Annotated in this window: 19 protein-coding genes; 6 read left to right on the forward strand and 13 right to left on the reverse strand. The window is 41.2% G+C overall.

Annotated elements, in window-relative coordinates; genetic code table 11:
* Nucleotides 1-35 precede the first annotated feature (35 nt).
* From ACQKKO_RS05330 to ACQKKO_RS05350, 5 genes are all read right to left on the reverse strand, one after another.
* Nucleotides 36-554 carry a tubby C-terminal domain-like protein gene (locus ACQKKO_RS05330; protein WP_498645042.1) on the reverse strand — a complete coding sequence of 173 codons (519 nt, stop codon included), beginning with the start codon at nt 552-554 and terminating at the stop codon, nt 36-38.
* Between the two features lie 180 nt (nt 555-734).
* Nucleotides 735-2,012: a methyl-accepting chemotaxis protein gene (locus ACQKKO_RS05335; RefSeq protein ID WP_498645044.1), complete on the reverse strand. Its 1,278-nt coding sequence runs from the start codon at nt 2,010-2,012 to the stop codon at nt 735-737.
* Nucleotides 2,013-2,026: 14 nt separating this feature from the next.
* A complete protein-coding gene (locus ACQKKO_RS05340) occupies nt 2,027-2,407 on the reverse strand; it encodes a hypothetical protein (RefSeq protein WP_498645046.1) in 381 nt (126 codons plus the stop codon).
* On the reverse strand, nt 2,382-2,801 hold the full coding sequence (locus ACQKKO_RS05345) for a carboxymuconolactone decarboxylase family protein (protein ID WP_498645047.1): 420 nt from the start codon (nt 2,799-2,801) through the stop codon (nt 2,382-2,384). Before ACQKKO_RS05345 ends, ACQKKO_RS05340 begins: the two co-directional genes overlap by 26 nt.
* A gap of 18 nt (nt 2,802-2,819) precedes the next feature.
* Complete coding sequence (locus ACQKKO_RS05350; RefSeq protein WP_498645049.1) at nt 2,820-4,451, reverse strand: thiamine pyrophosphate-binding protein; 1,632 nt, start codon at nt 4,449-4,451, stop codon at nt 2,820-2,822.
* A 279-nt stretch (nt 4,452-4,730) separates the two neighbouring features.
* On the opposite strand from ACQKKO_RS05350, the gene ACQKKO_RS05355 reads away from it, so the two are divergent.
* The 5 genes from ACQKKO_RS05355 to ACQKKO_RS05375 all read left to right on the forward strand — a co-directional run bounded on the left by ACQKKO_RS05355 (nt 4,731) and on the right by ACQKKO_RS05375 (nt 9,701).
* On the forward strand, nt 4,731-5,408 hold the full coding sequence (locus ACQKKO_RS05355; RefSeq protein ID WP_498645051.1) for a response regulator transcription factor: 678 nt from the start codon (nt 4,731-4,733) through the stop codon (nt 5,406-5,408).
* A gap of 420 nt (nt 5,409-5,828) precedes the next feature.
* Nucleotides 5,829-6,845: a siderophore ABC transporter substrate-binding protein gene (locus ACQKKO_RS05360; RefSeq protein ID WP_498645053.1), complete on the forward strand. Its 1,017-nt coding sequence runs from the start codon at nt 5,829-5,831 to the stop codon at nt 6,843-6,845.
* 23 nt (nt 6,846-6,868) lie between these two features.
* Nucleotides 6,869-7,888 carry an iron chelate uptake ABC transporter family permease subunit gene (locus ACQKKO_RS05365; protein ID WP_498645055.1) on the forward strand — a complete coding sequence of 340 codons (1,020 nt, stop codon included), beginning with the start codon at nt 6,869-6,871 and terminating at the stop codon, nt 7,886-7,888.
* Between the two features lie 8 nt (nt 7,889-7,896).
* A complete protein-coding gene (locus ACQKKO_RS05370; protein WP_498645057.1) occupies nt 7,897-8,952 on the forward strand; it encodes an iron chelate uptake ABC transporter family permease subunit in 1,056 nt (351 codons plus the stop codon).
* Nucleotides 8,949-9,701, forward strand: coding sequence for an iron ABC transporter ATP-binding protein (locus tag ACQKKO_RS05375; RefSeq protein ID WP_498645059.1), 753 nt, complete (start codon nt 8,949-8,951; stop codon nt 9,699-9,701). Before ACQKKO_RS05370 ends, ACQKKO_RS05375 begins: the two co-directional genes overlap by 4 nt.
* Before the next feature lie 107 nt (nt 9,702-9,808).
* Here ACQKKO_RS05375 and ACQKKO_RS05380 read toward each other — a convergent pair whose 3' ends face one another.
* Entirely contained in the window at nt 9,809-10,546 is a 738-nt protein-coding gene (locus ACQKKO_RS05380) for an SDR family NAD(P)-dependent oxidoreductase (RefSeq protein ID WP_498645061.1), read from the reverse strand.
* Nucleotides 10,547-10,743: 197 nt separating this feature from the next.
* Here ACQKKO_RS05380 and ACQKKO_RS05385 point away from each other — a divergent pair, with 197 nt between their 5' ends.
* Nucleotides 10,744-11,346: a TetR/AcrR family transcriptional regulator gene (locus tag ACQKKO_RS05385; protein WP_498645194.1), complete on the forward strand. Its 603-nt coding sequence runs from the start codon at nt 10,744-10,746 to the stop codon at nt 11,344-11,346.
* 72 nt (nt 11,347-11,418) lie between these two features.
* Here the strand turns inward: ACQKKO_RS05385 and ACQKKO_RS05390 are convergent, their stop codons facing one another.
* From ACQKKO_RS05390 to ACQKKO_RS05420, 7 genes are all read right to left on the reverse strand, one after another.
* The gene (locus tag ACQKKO_RS05390; RefSeq protein WP_498645063.1) at nt 11,419-12,249 is read right to left on the reverse strand and encodes a sugar phosphate isomerase/epimerase family protein; all 831 of its coding nucleotides are present in this window, start codon (nt 12,247-12,249) and stop codon (nt 11,419-11,421) included.
* Entirely contained in the window at nt 12,246-13,262 is a 1,017-nt protein-coding gene (locus ACQKKO_RS05395; RefSeq protein WP_498645065.1) for a Gfo/Idh/MocA family protein, read from the reverse strand. The genes ACQKKO_RS05390 and ACQKKO_RS05395 overlap by 4 nt, the downstream gene beginning before the upstream one ends.
* 15 nt (nt 13,263-13,277) lie before the next feature.
* Nucleotides 13,278-14,429, reverse strand: coding sequence for a Gfo/Idh/MocA family protein (locus tag ACQKKO_RS05400; RefSeq protein ID WP_498645067.1), 1,152 nt, complete (start codon nt 14,427-14,429; stop codon nt 13,278-13,280).
* A 36-nt stretch (nt 14,430-14,465) separates the two neighbouring features.
* Nucleotides 14,466-16,076, reverse strand: coding sequence for an AraC family transcriptional regulator (locus ACQKKO_RS05405; protein WP_498645069.1), 1,611 nt, complete (start codon nt 16,074-16,076; stop codon nt 14,466-14,468).
* Between the two features lie 7 nt (nt 16,077-16,083).
* On the reverse strand, nt 16,084-17,877 hold the full coding sequence (locus ACQKKO_RS05410; RefSeq protein ID WP_498645071.1) for a sensor histidine kinase: 1,794 nt from the start codon (nt 17,875-17,877) through the stop codon (nt 16,084-16,086).
* A gap of 71 nt (nt 17,878-17,948) precedes the next feature.
* Nucleotides 17,949-19,262 (reverse strand): ABC transporter substrate-binding protein, encoded by a 1,314-nt coding sequence (locus tag ACQKKO_RS05415; RefSeq protein WP_498645072.1) that lies wholly within the window; start codon nt 19,260-19,262, stop codon nt 17,949-17,951.
* Between the two features lie 61 nt (nt 19,263-19,323).
* Nucleotides 19,324-20,157 carry a carbohydrate ABC transporter permease gene (locus ACQKKO_RS05420; protein WP_498645074.1) on the reverse strand — a complete coding sequence of 278 codons (834 nt, stop codon included), beginning with the start codon at nt 20,155-20,157 and terminating at the stop codon, nt 19,324-19,326.
* Between the last annotated feature and the right edge of the window lie 12 nt (nt 20,158-20,169).

Genomic DNA, 20,169 nt, shown 5'->3' on the forward strand with positions numbered 1-20,169 from the left:
GTTAGTCAACAAAAGGATTTAATTGTTCAAAACCTTCACGCACTCTTTGAGGCAGTCTCATAACACCTTAACAAGCAGACTATTAATTCAATCGGCAGATCAGTTTCATTTGTTTTTCTAATTTTATACAATGGTCTAAGTAAATTTAATCCATTATATTTATATGAGTATTGAGCTATTTCTTCATTGTCATTATTATAAACATAAGTTGTACTGTTACCGATATTTCTCTTGATCATATGCTTCATTCCTTTATATACAAAATAATATCTTGGATGAGTAGGTGATTTAGTTTCACACCACATATCTAAGTTATATTGTAAAGCGTCACCAAATTGCACATCCCATGATGGATTCTTAAAATGATCATCACGCATTTCTGATGAAACAATTGTATTCCCTGTTTTATCACTCACTTTAAAATTATACCTCTTAGTCAAAGAGAAGTTCTTATGCCACCTGGATAATCCACAGATTTTTTCACCCTTTCTATTATTTACTGAAATTTCTTTAGTGCTAAAAACTAATAAGGGAACCTTGAAATAAAATTCCATAACTACCTCCCAAATTTCAATATCAATGATTTAATGACATGAAAAACTCATACAATTCTTCTAATTTTTTTGTGATATTTCTAGATTTTTATCTATTACACAAAATGTACCTTTTAAACATAATTTAATGATTTAATGAATTATAAAAAAACGCCTGGACCCTCGTCCAAGCGTTTTTCCTTATTGTGCAAACTTGCTTGTTACACCCGCCAGTGTCTCGGCATTGGCTGAGATTTCTTCCATGGATGCACTTAATTCTTCGGTTACGGCTGCTGCGTTTTGGACAGCTCCGTTTGATTGAACGGCTACGGAGGAGACATCCTTCATGGTGTTTGATACGTTTTCCATGCTTTCTGTCAGCTCACCGATGGAGTCAGATAGATCCTGGATGAATTCATCGACTTCTTGAGCGTTCTCATTAATCGTTTGAAAGACGGTGCCAATTTCTTTGTTTAAGTTAATACCAACTTGAACGGAGCTTGCTCCTTGTTGGATCGCCTTAATGGCATCGTGGCTTCCTTCTCTCATTTCAACGATTAGCTTTTGAACGTTTTTGGTTGCTTCGTTTGTTTGTTCTGATAGCTTCCGAACCTCGTCCGCTACAATCGAGAAGCCTCGACCGTGCTCACCTGCACGCGCTGCTTCAATTGCTGCGTTTAGTGCAAGGAGGTTTGTTTGATCGGAAATGCCTGTAATTAAGGAGAGGATCTTCTCAATTTCAGCCGTTTTTAGACCTAATGCTTCAATGCTTTCCTTCGAAGACGAAACGTCTTTACCGATTTGATCCATTTGACTAATGGTTTGCTGGATCGCTGTGTTTCCTTGCTTCGCATTGGTATATGTTGTGCTTGAGGCTTCGGCTACGAATTGAGTACTTTCGCTAATTTCTTTTAAGTTAAAGAAAATAAATGAAATGGTTTCATCAATCGTCTTAATTGCATCCACCTGATCATTATTGTTTGTTGCGAGCTCCTGCATCATCTTCGCAATATCTTCTACACCTGCACTTGTTTCGCTTGCTGATACTTGAAGAAGATTCGCAGCCTCTGCCGATTGAACCTTCCACTCTGCGTCTTGAACGGACTCATCTGTAATCTCTGGACGTTCAGGTGCTTCAACCGTTGCCGCCATTTCAGCAAACATCTCGACCTGCGCCCCATTCGATTTCGAGTATAGCTTGTTTAAGAATGGAGCAAGCGCCGTTTTCTGGTTCTCTACAAACACCGCTTCCCCAGCAACAACATTTTCTTCTGCCTCGCGTATGGGTTGGACAAGCTGCTTGTTAAAAATAAATGCAGTTGCCAGTACGAGAATCCATGTAAGAGCAAGTCCAGACCATAAGATGACATTTCCTTCTAACCCACCGCCAAGTAAGACGGTAAGGAGTGAAACAACGAGGAGGCCACTAACGGCGCCAATCATCGTCACTTGTAGCTTCTTATATACGTTAGTATTCATTATACGTAACCCTCCTAGCTAATCTTTGCGTCAGAGATTCCTACAAATTCAAGTGCTTGGTTCATGTCTGTGAACGCGCGAACGGTGTCGTACGTTCCAGCTGTTTTTGATAGACGGTTTAATTGCATTTTTAGAGAAGCACTTGGTGTGATCGTTGCGTTCTTTTCAATTTTAGTTGAAAGCCAGCCCATTAATTCGCCCCAAACAGCACTTACCTCGGGATTAGCTACAGATGTTACATTTCGGTTATCGTTCAAGAATTTCTTAATGCCTGGTTTGTCAATTTGACTGCGAACAAAGTCAGCTTGTTTCTGCGCTTCCTCTGCTGTACTTGCCATTTCTAGATATTTAAAATAAAACACGTCACCTTCAACTTTGTATTCGTACTTTGCCATTGTTTATTCCCCCTGATGTTTGTTTTTCTACATTCTCTAAGAAGTCTTTAAAAATGTGAACCGCGTGAATCGCTTTTGGAAAGCCTGCATACGCACTACAGTGGTTAATTAACTCAAGAATTTCTTCCTTTGTTACACCAACACGTAGGGCCGCATTAAAATGGTACGTTAAGCCTCTTCCTGCATCGCCTTGGGTGATGAGAGAAGATAATGTGATTAAGGCGCGTTGCTTTAAATCAAGCGCATCGTCCAGATAGACATCCCCATAACCGAACTCTACTGCTAGCTTGGCAAGCCTTGGAGAGAAATCATCTACACCTTTCATTGCCTGAAGACCACGGTCTCCACCTAACTGTTCAATCATCTTCCAACCAGCCGCTGCTTTCTCGCTCATCTGATCGCCTCCTCCTTCTTACCTGCCAATGGTTGGCGGCCATTCTTCTTTATTGACGATGACTTCAATGACAACTGGACCCTCTACCTCTTTAGAGGCCTCATAAGCTTGGACAATATCCTCTTCCGTACGGCAACGATACCCAGTTGCACACATGGATTCGGCAAACATACTGACGTTCATTCCTTTTGTATAACGAGATCCCGCTGAGAAGCCAAGGTTATTTTTCATCCCCTTGTCAACCATGTCGAGCATCTCATTATTAAACACAACGAACAGTATATTCGCTCCTGCATCAACAGCCGTTCCGATCTCTGTCCCATGCATAAAGAGACATCCGTCTCCAGTGAAGCAAACAATCGGTTCATTCGGTCTGGCAATTTTTGCGCCGATAGCGAGACCAATTCCATTTCCCATTGCACCAAAGACATCATCAAAACGGAATGTTCCCGCAACCTGTGTGGTGAAGTGCTTAATCGTATAGAAGGAATGGCTTCCATCATCCCCGTAAACAACCGTTTCCGGTGGCAGTAAATCGCGAAGCACTTGAACAGTACGTACAGCAGACATCCGGCCAGGCTCTTCTTCTACCGGTGCTTCCACATCTTTTTTCTTGTACTCAGTCAGATCAAGAGATGGAACGTCCACATGATTCGCTTGTTTTAAAACGTGTGCTAGGTTTGTTTTCGCATCACCCTGCACTAAGATTGTATCACTTTCAAGCGTTTTTCCGACAAAATCCGCATGCCAGTCAAAATGAATAACCTTTTGTGGCTCACCGCCGGCTGTTAGTCCCACGGTTGACATATCACTTAACTTTGAACCAACAACAACTAAAAGGTCACTCTTCCGGTCCTTCACGTACTCAGCAGCAGCCTTTGTTCCACCTAATCCAAGGGCCCCAAGTGAAAGTGGGTGCGTCTCAACAAACGCTCCTTTTCCTCCAGGTGTTGTCATCACAGGAATCTGCCAACGTTCAGCAAGCTGTTGGATTTCCTCATAGCTTCCTGAAAGATGAGCTCCCTTACCAAGTAACATTAACGGTCGCTCTGCAGCATTTAATACATCAATCGCACGTTCAATATTCCCCGAGATAATGGAATCGCTTGCTGGTACCGCAAACTCAAATGCCTCTAATTCACTCGTTAAAATATCAAGCGGGATTGATAGATGTACTGGGCCTTTTGAACCTGTAAGAAGCTGCTCCTCCGCATGCTGTAAGAGCTGTCTCAGCATATCCTTGTTCTCAACCTTTGCACTAAGCTTTGTGACCGGCTTAAACAATTCAACAAGATCTGTTCCAAACATGCTGGAATCCTGACCAAGCGCCTTCCCTGACGATGCAAGTGGCGGATGTCCTGTAATGAACAAGACAGGCGCGTGGAAGGCAGCAGCCTGAGCAGCAGCTGTAATCATGTTTGTCCCGCCCGGCCCACTCGTACCAATGGCTACACCTAGGGACTGATTCTGCATAGCGTACCCTGTAGCCATATAGCCAGCACCACCTTCATGACGTGCCAGTACAAAATCCATGCCCTCGTCTTCTGCAGCAAGAATAAGTGGAGAGATTGGCTTTCCGGGAATACCAAATACCTTGGTGCATCCTTTTTCTTTCATAAACTGAATCAAAATCGATGAAACGTTTGGCATTAGAAACTCCCTTCCTATTTACGACCATGAAAAAACTTCCTTCTTTTATATCGGTAAACCGTGAGTATTGTTTTAGGTATAAAGTATGATTATTATGAGATTTGTAGCCATATATACATATTGCGCATGATCACCAGATTTTGATAAAATGTACTTCAATTGATCAATGGTCTAGATAAATAATTTAAGATCCATCGCATAATCATGGTACTCTTCTTCATGACGTACAAATTTAATTCTATGTAACAAAAATTTATACTGTTGAGCAGGTGAGAAGGATTGAAGAAGGTCCTAGTTATAAAAAACAAATGGTCTTTAGTTAAAAAGATAGTAAGTGTTCTGAATCAAGAATCTGGCTTTACCTTAACACTTCATAATGAGAACCAAGGTCTTCAAATAGCATTTGAACAGGATTGGGACCTTATTTTGATAGACTGGGATTCTTTAAGTATGACTGGACCAGAAATCTGCAAACAAATTCGAGCGGTTCATACGACACCTATTATTATCGTTTCTAATCTTTTAACCAGTAAGGCAAGCATAGAGAGCCTGCGTTCAGGGGCAGATGATTATATTAGAAAACCTTTTGCCAAAGAGGAACTTGTCGAGAGAGTAAAAGCAGTCTTAAGAAGAGTAGATGGCTTCAATTCAAACAGCACGAGCCTCTTACTTTTTAGAGATCTTACTATCGATATCCAACGTAAGATCGTCACAAAGGATGGCGAACCTATTTCTCTTTCGCAGCGAGAATATGACTTGATTCATTATTTGATTAGTCATAAAAATAGAATTCTGAGTCGGGAAATTCTCCTGAATAAAGTGTGGGGATTTAATGTAGCGGTCAATTCAAATGTGGTGGATTTGTATGTTGGATACCTAAGAAAAAAGCTATCCTGTAAAAAGGAAGATCGGTACATTCAAACCATACATGGACGAGGCTATTCAATGGTAGAATAGAATAATTTTTTGGGGCTGGGACAAAACTAATCCCCAATTGAAAAGGGCGAATGATTCAGCAATTGAATCATTCGCCCTTCTTATGTTTAAACAATAAGAGCGGTGGGATTCAGCTGCAGAAGATCGTTTGCTACGTTTTATCCAGGCTTTTGTATGTGCTCGAATCATACTTACAATTGTTCATTGAAATCTAATCCATAGACTCAAATTCATCTAATAAATCTATTTTCTCACAGGATTTTCACAGAATTAAAAACTATACTTCAGTTAGTAAAGAAATTGAAAATGATTATCAATACCATTTAGCATGGCCAACTAAATGAGTACCTTCATCATCTTCCATAGTGTTGTACACCTTTGTGTAGCAAGCATGATACGAACGAATCTATACATATCAAAAAATAGAAAGAGGTATTCAAATTGAAAAAAATGAGTTATTACAAATTCCCTATTATTGCAACTGTTTTTACATCTTTGCTGGTAGCTTGTTCAGATTCTACGAATGAAACGAAGACAGACGAACAAATATCTTCTGACGAAACAACAGAATCAGCTGAAACGGTTGAGATTACAGATGCACATGGTACAGTGTCTGTTCCTGTTAACCCGCAAAATGTTGTGGCTTTGGACAACCGAACATTCGAAACATTATCAGATTGGGGTATTCCATTAACGGCTGCACCTAAAAATGTTATGCACGCTGATTCTCCTTATATAAATGATGATTCTGTAGAGAACATCGGAGATCACCGCGAACCAAACCTAGAAGTTATAGCTGCAGCAGATCCAGAGCTAGTGATTGTTGGCCAACGCTTCTCCGGTTACTATGAAGACATTAAGGAACTTGTTCCAGAAGCTACTGTGATCGATCTTAATATTGATGTCTCTGAGGATGCAGATGCTCCCGGTGAGAATTTTGTAAATGGACTTGTTGATTACACGCTCGCGTTAGGACAAATTTTTGATAAAACATCTGAAGCTGAAGCATTAGAGGCTGACTTTAATCAAGCGATTGATGATGTGAAAGCTGCCTATAACGGGACAGATACCGTCATGAGTCTAATCGTTTCAGGTGGAGACATTAATTATGCAGCACCACATAACGGACGTGTGTGGGGACCAATGTATGATATCTTTGATTTTAAACCCGCACTTGAAATTGAAAACACCTCTTCTGATCATCAAGGGGACGATGTATCGGTTGAAGCCATTGCTCAAAGCAACCCCGACTGGCTTCTTGTCCTGGATCGTGACGCCGCCGTATCTAGTTCAGATTCATCTCCAGCAACAGATGTGATTGAGGGTTCACCAGCGCTTCAAAACACAACAGCTATTTCCGAAGACCATGTCTTCTATGCACCAGATGATACGTATACAACAGAATCCATTCAAACGTACATTGAAATGTTTGAAGATCTTGCCAACACGTTAAATTAAGTAGTGTAAAGGAGTCTAAGATTGTGCCTAAACACGTAGTATCCGGGGCTGAGAAGACTACTTCTCAGCCCCGATCTTATAATCGACAGATCGTATGGACAAAACCTTTTATAATCGCCATTATCATCATAGTCATCTTGAGCATCGTTTCTCTCTTGACCGGTGTCTATGACATCTATGGGCAAGAAGATGGACTCAGAATGTTCTTCACTACTCGAGTCCCACGAACGGCTGCTTTGCTGCTCACTGGCGCAGCTATGGCTATGGCCGGACTCGTTATGCAGCTTATTACACAAAATCGATTTGTGGAACCTACTACAACTGGCACAATTGAATGGGCAGGTTTAGGTCTTTTGCTTGTTTACTTAGTAGTCCCTTCCCCTACTCTAGTTGTGAGGATGATTGGCGCAATTGTTTTTTCTTTTATAGGAACAATGATTTTCTTTTTATTCTTACGAAGAGTGAGGCTTCGCTCTTCACTTATCGTGCCAATCATTGGCCTTATGCTTGGAGCGGTTGTCTCCGCATTCTCCACGTTTGTAGGACTTTTATTTCAAATGACTCAAAATATTGAAAGCTGGTTTATCGGCTCCTTTGCCCCGGTCCAAATTGGACGATATGAATATCTATGGATCATTGTCATTATAAGTATTCTTATATTCATCTGTGCTGATCGATTAACGCTAGCAGGGCTTGGAGAAGATGTGGCTACAAGTCTTGGGGTTAATTACAATAGGATCGTTCTGATTGGAACAGCCCTTATTGCGATTGCAGTTGGCATTATAGCGGCGGTCATAGGGTACTTGCCATTCTTAGGTCTAATCGTACCGAACATTGTTTCTATGTTTCGAGGGGATGACCTGAGGAGTAATTTACCATGGGTTGCCGTTATCGGAATGGGAACCATCACGGCCTGTGATATTATCTCACGAACAATTATTAAGCCTTTTGAAGTACCTGTCTCCCTCATCCTTGGAACAGTAGGAGCCGTGGTGTTTATCACGATTTTACTCAGACAGAGAAGACCACGGAGGGCTAGGTGAATCCATTGATGCTACAAAAAAATGAAGATAAAAAGATGATCAATACACGTCCGCGTCAGGGCGTAAGATCAGCGAGGGCATTTCGTTACAAACATGAAGAAAAACGATATTGGATTATACTCATTACCTTAATTGCTTTAGGTTTACTTGCTTCTTATGGGTTACTAGTCTACAAGAATCCAGTTCCAATTGACTCGCCGTCATTTGTCCCAGTAACTAAAAGAAGAATGGTAGCTCTAATCGCGATGATTACAGCGGCAGTCTGTCAGAGTTTGGCCACTGTAGCTTTTCAATCTATAACAAATAATCGGATCATTACACCGTCCCTGCTAGGATTTGAATCACTATATTCCGTCATCAATACGAGCACGATCTTTTTCTTTGGGGCAGCAGCACTAATAAATTTTAATGGAACTGGACCCTTCCTGATCCAAGTTGCTGCCATGGTCATGATGAGCTTAATCCTATACGGTTGGTTACTTTCCGGAAAATACGGCAACTTACAAATTCTGCTACTGGTTGGTATTATTATTGGAGGTGGCCTTGGCTCCGTCTCTTCATTTATGCGAAGAGTCCTTTCACCTTCTGAATTTGATATTTTACAAGCAAGAATGTTTGGTTCTGTTAATAACGCAAACTCGGATTATTTTCCAATTGCTATTCCTATAGTCATCGTTGTGATGCTGCTTATATTCGCTTATTCAAAACGTTTAAACGCCTTGTCACTCGGTAAAGAAGTGGCTACAACATTTGGTGTGAATCACCGCTCCAGCACCATCTATATTCTCGTCTTAGTTGCCATTCTAATGTCCATATCCACGGCATTAATTGGACCCATGACATTCTATGGATTCTTAGTGGCTACTCTTAGTTATCAAGCCGCACCAACCTATGACCACAGATATATCTTTCCCATGGCACTTGCAATCGGATTCTTGATATTAACAGGTGCATACTTCTTAATGTATCATGTGTTTAGTGCACAAGGAGTCGTGTCCATTATTATTGAGTTGGTAGGCGGATTGATATTCTTGTACGTCATTTTAAGGAAGAGGTCTTTATGATACAGATAAGTAACGTGAGTAAGTCTTACAATAGCGAGGAAACAATTGGTCCTTTAAACATCGAAATTCCTAAAGCTGGTCTGACCTCTTTAATCGGACCGAATGGCGCGGGAAAATCGACCACACTACTAATGATTGGAAGACTTCTTGATATCGATGCAGGCCATATTCAGGTAGCTAATATGGATGTTTCTCATTCAAAATCAAAGGATCTCGCAAAGATTTTAACCATCCTCCGACAAGAAAATCACTTTGTCACAAGACTCACCGTTAGACAGTTGGTTGGATTTGGACGCTTTCCATATTCAAAAGGAAAGCTAACGAAAGAAGACGAGAACATTATCTCCAGATACATTGATTTTCTCGACCTGACCGAACTGGAAAACAGATATTTAGATGAGCTTTCCGGTGGTCAAAGACAAAGGTCGTATGTCGCTATGGTATTATGCCAAGAAACAGAATACGTACTCCTGGACGAGCCATTAAATAATCTCGATGTCGCTCGCTCTGTGCAGATGATGGGACATCTAAGAGAAGCTGCCAACGATCTCGGACGAACCATTGTTACCGTCATGCACGATATTAACTTTGCTGCCAAATACTCTGACCGGATCTGTGCCATGAAAAAAGGACAAATCGCTGCGTTTGGATCAGTGGATGACATTATGCAACCAGCGCTCTTAACAGATATTTTTGAAACGCAGATCGACATTATTCAGGGGCCTTACGGGAAAGTCGCTATTTATTAATCGTTTAATTAAAACCAATCTTTTGGTTACTGTATCTAAAAAACAATGGGTAAGATCATTAATGATCTTACCCATTGTTTGTCTACATTTTTAATTAAAGAACTTTATTATTGTGCTGTGTATCCACCATCAACAATTAGACTATTCCCTGTCATGTATGATGAATCGTCAGACGCTAGGAATAGAACAGCTTTTGCCATTTCTTCCGCTTGGCCAAGACGCTTCATTGGTGTCATTTGTGAAAGGGTTTGTTTGTCATCCTCAGGAATGATTGGTGTATCAATGAATCCTGGGCATAATGAGTTTACACGGATATTTTTGTCTGCATACTCAAGAGCAAGAGAACGAGTGAGGTTCACTACTCCACCTTTAGCAGCGTTGTAAGCGGCTGATCCAGGAGATCCAACCCAACCATACATAGACGCTGTGTTAACGATTGTACCGCCACCTTGTTTTAGCATCTCACGAAGAGATTCACGAGCTACTAGGAACACTCCATCTAAATCAACGTTAACGGTGTTACGCCATTCTGAGTATTCAAGATCATGTGAAGGATGTACGCGACCAATTCCAGCGTTATTGAACACAACGTCAACTTGACCAAACGTATCAACCGTTTGTTTAAAGACATTTGCTACATCTTCTTCGCTTGTGATGTTTGCTTTTATAAATAGAGCTTCCGCACTTGCTGCTTTTAATTCTTCTTCAAATGCTTTACCCTTTTCTTCATTTAAATCAACCAGAACCACTTTGGCTCCTTCTGAAACAAATAATTTCGCCGTCGCTGCGCCGATTCCAGATGCACCGCCGGTAATCACTGCTACTTTATCTTGTAATTTTCCCATCGTAATGCCCCCCTAGGCCAAATCTTTATCTACATAAACTAGACATGTATAATACATAGTATCTATTACAAATGTCTAACTTATGTAACTAAATTGTACTACTTTGTTCACATTAGACAATCAGTAGCTTTTCTCGAAATGTCTAGTAGGTAGACATATAATTGAGAAGTGTCTAGATTGAAGGAGATTTTTTTATGATGGAGCTTGAACATGCAAGTCAACGGCAAAATCGAACAAAAACACATTTCAGACAGGCTTTAATTGAATTAATCAAAGAAATAGGCTATCAGCATGTAACGGTTAAACACATTGTTGATCGAGCGGCCTATAATCGCAGTACGTTTTATATTCATTACAAAGATAAAATTGATCTAGCGAATGATTTACTTAGCACAATGCTTGAGGGATTAGAGCAATCTGTTGGAAAACCGTTTGTACCAGGGCAGAAAGTCTACACAACCCATTTAAAGCAATCCTCTATACACATTGTTTCCTACATCTACGTCAATCGGGACTTCTTTTCATTGATAAAATATGAGGATACATTACCTGGGCTACACACGCGATTTCCAAAAACATTCCTAAAGATCTACCAGGAACAATTTGAGTTTGAGACGATTGATCATGCTCCTGTTAATATGGATTATTTTAAAAAGTATACAGCTTACGGATTTTATGGACTGCTGAAATACTGGATTCTAGAAGACTTTCAAGAGGATCAAGAGACGTTGATTCATGAAATCATTGAGCTAACGAAAACGCATATGCATTCGGTGAAATATATAGGTATGAATGAATAAAAAGAAGAGAGATTGCGTGTAAGCAACCTCTCTTCTTAATCGTTTAAAACATATGACTATACCCTAACGTCTTCAGGTGATCTCCAGAAATTTCAAGCATTCAAACGGATTTCTTCCATACGTGTCATCCTGTTCAATAAAGAAATGCTCGACACCCGCTTCAAGACCAGCTTCAATAATGGCCTTCAAATCTAAATTTCCTTCGCCAAGCTCAGCAAATTCAATGAGGTTTGTAAAGCCATCAAAGAATGCTCTCATATCCTTTAACGCCTCTTCGCTTGCATCTACCTGACCGATACGGTAATCCTTTAAATGAAGAAGAGAGACCCTTCCCCTGTATTGTTGAATCATCTTAATCGGATCCTCGCCCGCTCGTTGAATCCAGTGAACATCAAGTTCAAATCCCAATGTCTTTGTATTGTTTTTCATGAGATCGAGTAGATACTCGCCGTTATACTTTTGGAACTCGATATGATGCGTATGATAATAAAGCTGAATGCCACGAGCGGCTAGCCGCTCCGCTAACGCCTCAGCCCGGTGAATAAATGCCATGATCTTCTCTTTATCACCCATGATGTGAACTGGGAGCATACCAATTCGGAGATAGCTGCAGTTGAGCTCCTGGCAATCGCCTATAATTTTATCAAAATTATCTGTAAGGTTCTCCATTTGGACACCGGGAGCCATAGGTTCCACAGGAGCAGAAAGTGCAGCTATGTTAATCGAAAAGTCGGTGCTGCCCCTTTTAAGCTCAGCCACGTTTTCTGTTGTCATCGGAATTTGCGAAACCTCCACGGAGCGGTATCCTAGATTCATTAATTCCTTAAGCGTTTCGTATACACCAATTTCCTCAGCTTTTTGCTTTAGCATCATCATTTGTACGCCGATTTTAGGTTGTGTCATATTGTAATCGATCCCTTCAGGTTGATTCGTTTATGTTGTTCAGATGAATCTCGAATCGCTTGAATGAGTTCCATTGAGCTTTGCGCTTCACGCACATGAATGTATTCATCTGAATCGGTTGCTATACATTGATAAAACTGGTGAATGAGCTTGGCATGACTAGCGCCGTAGTAGAATTTTGTACCAGCTACCTTTTCGTCCTCTACAACAAATACCTTCTTTCCATCAGCCCATTTTTTCGTTAACATGCTGTCCTTAATGGTGCATTCACCTTTTTCAAATGAAACCTGAACCTCAACAGAGTCATTGGTTGCATTGGCATTGGTTGCGAAAAATAGACCTGTAGCCCCACTCTTAAAGGTAAGGTGTGCAATCGCCGTGTCTTCCACTTCATATTCATTCTCTACCAAGCAATCGATTGATCCTCGAATGGAAAAAACGTCTCCTCCAAGTAACTGCATCAAATCTAAAGTATGGATCGCTTGATTGATCATCACTCCTCCGCCTGCTTCCTTCATCGTCCCTCGCCACGGTTTTATGTCATAGTACGCTGTTGGACGATGCCACGTAACCAGTCCCTTGATTCCAATGATCTGACCAAGCTCACCGCTTGTTATGATGTTTTTGAGCTCTTGAACCGTTGTGTTTAAGCGATTTTGCAGGCAGATACAGACTTTAGATTCTTGCTGATTTTCCACTAGCTCTATTAAACTCAAGCTGCTTTCTGTGGTTGTTGTAATTGGTTTTTCTAAAAAGACATGTACACCTTTTTCAACGCAAGCCCTTGTGACTTCATCGTGCAGATGATGCGGGAGACAAATGTGTACACAATCCGGATTCTCAGTTGTGAGAAGCTCCATATAACCTGTATAAAAAGGGACGCCAGGTACCTTATCTTCTAAAGAAGGATCATGATCACAGACTGCCACTAGATTTACCAGCTCACTTCCTTGAATGGCTGCGAGATGCAGAGCCGAAATATCACCAAGTCCGATTACAGCTACTTGTAGCATCAGGAACCCCCCTTTCTATGAATGCTGCTTTTCTTCTTCCACCTTTTTCGTTAACTCAGCCAGGTACTGCTCCTCATCAATCGGTAGCTCTACTTCTTGCCCTAACCAGCTTGATAGATGAATCGCATTGGCTAGGTGCACCCCGTGAATTCCGTCACTACCAGGAGCGATAAGTGGTGTGTCATCTAGAATATTTGCCGCAAAGTTCTGTAATACGGCGATGTGCTGCTCTCCCCACTCACTTGAGAAATCCATCACTTCCTCGTCATACATCCCACTTGGCCCCTGGTCTCTCATCATTTCCATCACATCCTGCATGCTCATGTTGGTGCTCATCTCAGGCTCTGGTTGTTTTAATCGCTTAATCGTCACTTTGCTACTGTTATCAACGACAATCTTTCCTTTATCTCCAAGAATTTCAAAGCGATCGGTACCCAGCACGTCATGAGTGCACGTGATAAACATCCCGGTAGCCCCGTTTTCATATTCTAAGAGTGCAGTCACTTCATCCTCTACCACAATCTCTCTTTGAAAGCCATACTGAACCTTTGAATACACCTTCTTTGGCATCCCGCAAATCCATTGCATGAGATCGAGCTGGTGTGGGGCCTGATTCACAAGCACTCCGCCACCTTCTCCCTCCCACGTGGCGCGCCACGCACTTTGATCATAGTACCCTTGAGGTCTCCACCATGTAGTGATGAGCCAGTTCGTTCGGCGGATGGCGCCAATGTCCCCTTGATCAATGAGCTTTTTCACTTTCTGGTAAAGTTCATTGGTTCGTTGGTTAAAAAAGATGGCGAATGTCAGCTCCGGCTTTGTTGCTGCGAACTCGTTTAGTTCCTTAACTTGCTTTGTATACACACCAGCTGGCTTCTCTACCAATGGGTGAATATCTCTCTTTAACGCTTCTATCGCCATGGTTGGATGTAAATAATGAGGAACCGTTGTGACAACAGCATCCACGTGTCCACTTTCCAACATATCAATGTAGTTTTCATAAAAAGGAATCTCGCCTTCCATCTCACTGACTGTTGCCTTCTTACTCGTATCCGTATCACAAATGGCACCAATCTCCATATTCGGAACTTTGCCCGACAAGATAAACCCCGCATACGTGCTTCCCTGCACACCTAATCCAATAATGCCTAGTCTCACTTTTTTCATATGAATCCTCCTTCATTTAAGTAAGCGCTATCAAAACTAACTACACACATCTTCTTTTTTGTACTTATAGGCTTTTGGTGACACACCAACATATTTTTTAAAGATTCGAATGAAGTAGCTTTTGCTATCAAAGGCTAAATCATAGGAGATCTGCTCCACGGTTTTTGTACTGTTATCTAGCAGACCCATTGCCTTTTCCATCTTTAATGTGGTGACATATTCGATAAATGTCTGCCCTGTTTCCTGTTTAAAAAGTCTGCTGAAGTAACTGCTATTCAAATGGAGATGTGCTGCTATGTCTTTTAATGAAATCTTCTTATCAAGATTCGAGTAGATGTATCGTTTGGCTTTTGTAATATCCTCATTTTGAGAGGCTGAGTCGATATGGTGAACCTGCTCCATATAGGCATGAAAGATGTCCTTCATGAGCGCTTCAAGGTCTTGAACAGTCTCCGCATCCTGGATCCGATCACTTTTTACAGAGAATGAGCTTGAACGGTCAAAATGATGAAGGGCATTCAAGCTAACCTTTAGGTCTAATGCGAGCATGGTTGCCCAGTCCTTGAGCGCCTCGGGTGAATGACGATGAATCCTTTCAGTATGAAACTGTTTAGAAAACCAACCGTTCAATTTATCTGGGTCTTTAGTTAAAATGGCCGTTTTCACCTGTTCAACATCCGCGGTATAGCTCTTAAAAACAGAGCCCTTCTCGAACGTTTTTACTTGAAATTCCTCAATAGAACCGTAACGATAATAAAACCGTTGATCCTGATGATGGATCAGCTCTTTCATTCTCTCAAGCTCACCCCGTGGCTCTAAAACGGGATGAATTGCACACGTCATGGTCGTTTTAAGACACATTTGAAGTTTGGCTTGCATCTCTTTAAGCGCGTGTTTGATGGTGGCCATGCTTGTTCGTTCAATGAGAGGGTAAAGAATAAAGAAGCTTTGATTCCAGTAAATGAGGTGAACCCCCTCTTGCCTCTCTGCTAAAGCTTCTTCCATAATATTTGCGATACAAGACTTAAGTAGTACTTCATCCTGAAATCGATCTGCTACTATCTGATGTTGATCAATAGAACAATGAATCACTGCGTAATGATCAAAAGGAAAGCTCAGGCCTAGCTGTTCCTCCGCTTCTACCCGCCAGTCAGTGAATTGATTCGTTGACTCTCTAATGACTCTCTTAAAAAATGTAGACTTTAACACGGAATGATTTTCCGACAGATACTTACGAATCTTATTTTTGTTAAACAGCTCTTGTTTCTGATGATCCAAATGACTTCTAAGTTTTTGAAGCATGTCGGTGATGTCTTCTTCATTCATGGTTTCCTTTAAAATGTAATCAAAGGTTTTTAACTTCAAAGCCTGCTGTGCATACTCAAATTCGCCATGACACGAGATGATGATGTTGCAGGAGGACGCATTCTCTTCTTTAATTTTCGTAATAAGTTCAATGCCATTCATTCTTGGCATCCCAATGTCTGTCATTAACACATCATACGAATTTGATCGTAAATACTCATACGCTTCCATACTATCCGAAAACGCCGCATTCACTTCAAATCCGTACTCCTCCCAAGGGATCATCTTCTGCAGAAACGTTGTAACAAGTCGATCATCATCTACTAAAACGATCTGATACATTGGGAATCTACTCCTTTTTAATCGGAATACAAAACAGATAGGATGTCCCGACAGACTCCGTACTACGAATATCCATTTCAAAGTGGTCACCATAGATGAGCTTCATTCGCTGGTACACGTTTTGAATACCAATGCCGTTAAAGGAATGATGACTGCTTATTGATTGAGCTTGTGTTGATTGGTGAAGCTTATCCTTTACTCTGTTTAGCATCTCCAGAGACATGCCCATCCCGTTGTCTGATAGTTCAAGTGAAAGCTGGTCACGCTTATTTACGTCTGCTGTAATCCTAATCGTCAATTGGCCATCGGTTTGCCCACGTATGATAGCGTTTTCAATAATAGGTTGCAGGAAAAATCGCGGGATAAGAACCTGTGATGCGTTGTCTTTAAGCTCAAGAATGAATTCAATCTCATGTTGATGTCTGAAGTTCATCAGCTTGATATAATGCTGATTGATCTCAAGCTCTTCCTCTAAAGCAATAAACGAATTATTTCGGTTCACTGTCATTCGAAGCAAAGAAGATAAGGAATGAATTAAGTCTGCACTCTGTTTATCTCCATTTAACATGGTTTGCATCCGAATGGCGTTTAACACATTAAACAAAAAGTGTGGATTAATTTGAGCCTGGAGCATTTCAAGTTCTGCATTTCGTTTCGCGTGCTCCTGAATTCGTACTTGGTCAATCATTTCCTCCACCGTGTCGAGCATCTCATTAAATGATGAGCTTAGCTGAGTGATGTCATTATTTCCATACATCTTGGCTCGCTGACTTAAGTCTCCTTGCTCAACAGACTTCGTCACAGATTTCAGCTCCATGAGCGGTTTAGTCAGTTCCCGAACGAGAAAAATGAGACCAATTAAGAAAATGAACAACAGCACGCCTTGTGTTGTTATCGTTAGTTTGTTCATTCGATTAATATTCCCTATCGTTTCGTTATATGGTACGAAATTCACTAACCTCCAATCTGAATACGCAATAGGACGGGTCACTAAAAAGTACGTCTCCCCATTCCTCTCCACAATCTGCTGTTCATTCGAATTCACATCGAAGGGTAGTGTCCGAGTAATCATCCTTTGGTCGACACTTGAGTACACCGTACCTTCTCCATCTGTTAAATAATACTCAGACCCATCATCCGCCTGGTAATTCTCAAGCAAGGAGCTAATTTGTTGTTCTCGAATGCTGATAATCAGATAGGCATTCCGACCATTTACCGAACGTAGGTAGCTTCCGAAACTAATTAAAAAACGGTTCTCGCTCTGATCTGATTTGATATACGTAGGGTGAGCTCCAATCCACAGCAAGTCATAATAACTTAACGTATCAAGCTCATCAAACCAAGGCTCCTCTTTAAAATCAAGAGGGTGAAATTCACTTAAAGGGTAATTCATATAGAATAAATCGTTGCTAAACAGAAGCGTGACATACTCTGGTGACACCGTATTCGTAATAGGAAACAGATGACTCGCCACCTCAATCAGGCTTAATGCAATCTCCTGACTTGCATTTGGTGCATCAGGGTCAATCAGTTGATGCTCCCTCATGACTTGATTAAAACTTGAATCAAACTTCACATAGTTTGCGGTGTACATCACATCATCCAAAATTTGTTGGATACTCATTCCAAGAAGATTTAACGATTGCTTTGATTGATTTACAGCAAGCTCTTCCAGTGCATCCTCAGTTAAATAGTTCGAAACAAAATACGTAAGTACCCAAGGAAATAAGATACATAGAATGGCAGCAATCATTAACCGACTACGAAAAGATAACTGATGCAGCCGCTTTAACCAGGTCATCTCATCACCACCACGATCAATACAAGGAGTGTAACGAGAGAGTAAGCTCTCTCATTACACTAATTATAGGCTCACTTATTAGAGTCCGCAATATTCTGAATTTGGGTCTCTAAATTCTCAATGGTTGCATCAATGCCTTGATCCCCAAGTAGATATCTTTCTACTTCGGCTCCATAAGCCGTGTGTACTTCCGTGATATATGGTGCAGGCATATAGGTTTCAAGAGGTTCAACATCTAAAGAATGGATAATTGATTCGAGATGCAGAGCTTCTGGGTTACTCGTGCCCGCAGCAATATTCTCAACGACTTCATCAAGATTAGCTCCGTTCCAAGAAGGTACCCAAATGCCTTGTTCAACAATCCCTTCCGTTGTTAACCAACGAATAAAGTCATAGGCTTCTTGCTTGTGATTAGATGATTTTGCAACGGATAATGCATCTCCACCAACACCTGAGTAATTGACCCCTGTAAGCTCGTTTTGTGGCCATGGTGCCCATGCCATTTCAAAGTCTGGTGTGAATTGTCCCCATTCTGAAAGCATAAATGTCCCAATTGGTACCATACTCGCTTCCTGTGTAAAGAATTGCTGACGATAGTCCATTTGTTGAGAGAGAATTGAAGAAAAAGGAACGGAGCTCTCATCTTCATTCTCTAATGCATAGCGTAGCTCTAGTGATTCTTTCACCAAGGGGTCACTAATATTGGAGTCCCCCGATTCTGTAAGTAATCCATTATCCCCATTAGGCTTACTGTTTAACTTTAATGCCGAGTGGAGGTTATGCCAGGTATGCAAGTAAGAGCCATAGTGATCATCCGTTGTAAGCTCTTTTGCATACTCACGGTACTCCTCCCACGTCCACTCGGTCGGAATCTCGAGCCCGGCTTCATCTAAATGATCCTTATTCATTAAAATCATCTGGTTTACCTGTTTCATCGGAACGCCATAATAATCTCCATCAATCGCTTGAAAGCTATTTGTATATTCTTCATTAATATCAATTCCCTCATCATCTAAGAAGGAGTTAAGTGGCTCTAGTAAACCAGCATTTATACGAGAAACATAGTCATTTGGGTTACTAAACATGACCACGTCTAAATCTTCTCCTGCTGCTGCCATAAGATCAAGCTGTTTGTAATAATCCTGAGAGTTCATGTTTTCAACGAGTGGCATTGATTCAACCTTCACACCCGGATTCTCCGCTTCATACTTCTCTATGAGAGGCTCCCAGTTGCCATTCTCTTCATTAAACCAATGCACAAATTTGATCGTTACTTCATCATCACCATCAGAACCGCCTCCTGTGGTACTTTCTTCCCCAGAACAAGCGGCTACGCCTAACGCTAGAACAGATGCCATTCCAAATACAAACCATTTTCTATTCATCATACTACTCCCCTTTTTTTGTGAGTTTTTATAGTGAACCACTAAATGGTTGTTGCCTTGTTTATCCCTTGACGCCCCCAAGCTGAATGCCCTCAATAACCTGCTTCTGTCCGATAATAAAGACAATCAAGAGCGGAATAATAGCTGAAACAGAAGCCGCCATCATAAGCGAATAGATGCTTCCATGCTCATCAGCAAAGCTCTGCACTCCTAGCTGAATCGTAAACAGCTCCTTGCTACGTAAGAAAATAAGGGGATACTGGAAATCGTTCCATGTCCAGATGAATCGCAGGATCGCATAGGTTGCAATTGCCGGCTTCACTAGTGGAAAGGCAATAGATGTGAAAATCCGGAAGTGCCCGGCACCATCCATCCTAGCTGATTCAATGATTTCATTCCCAACCCCTAAAAAGAATTGTCTAAGCATAAAGGTTCCAAAAACACTGAAGCTATTTAATAGAATTAACCCTGTATGCGTGTCGTATAAGCCAAGCGTGCGGTACAGGATAAATTGCGTGACGAGTAAGGTTTGTGGCGGGATCATAAATGTCGCTAATACCAGCATAAAAACTAGATTTCTACCTTTAAACTCAACTTTTGAGAATCCATATGCAGCAAGCGCTGAAACCGCGACAGACGTAAGAGTTGTGAGGACCGAAACCTTAATTGAGTTCCAATATAATAAGAAGAATGGCATCGTCCCCGTCCATACCTCACGATAATTTTCAATCGCATTCCACGTTGTCGGGATCCACTGGATTGGATAGGTCAAAACCTCCTCCTCAACCTTAAGAGAAGCCGAGATCATCCATAAGAATGGGGTCATGAAGCAGATCCCCAATATGAACATCAACACTGTAACTAAGATCTTTTTACCATTAATCGGTTTCTTCATACGCTCACCCCC

Source organism: Alkalihalobacillus sp. NPDC127517, from assembly GCF_050276055.1.
GTDB lineage: Bacteria > Bacillota > Bacilli > Bacillales > Bacillaceae_D > Alkalicoccobacillus.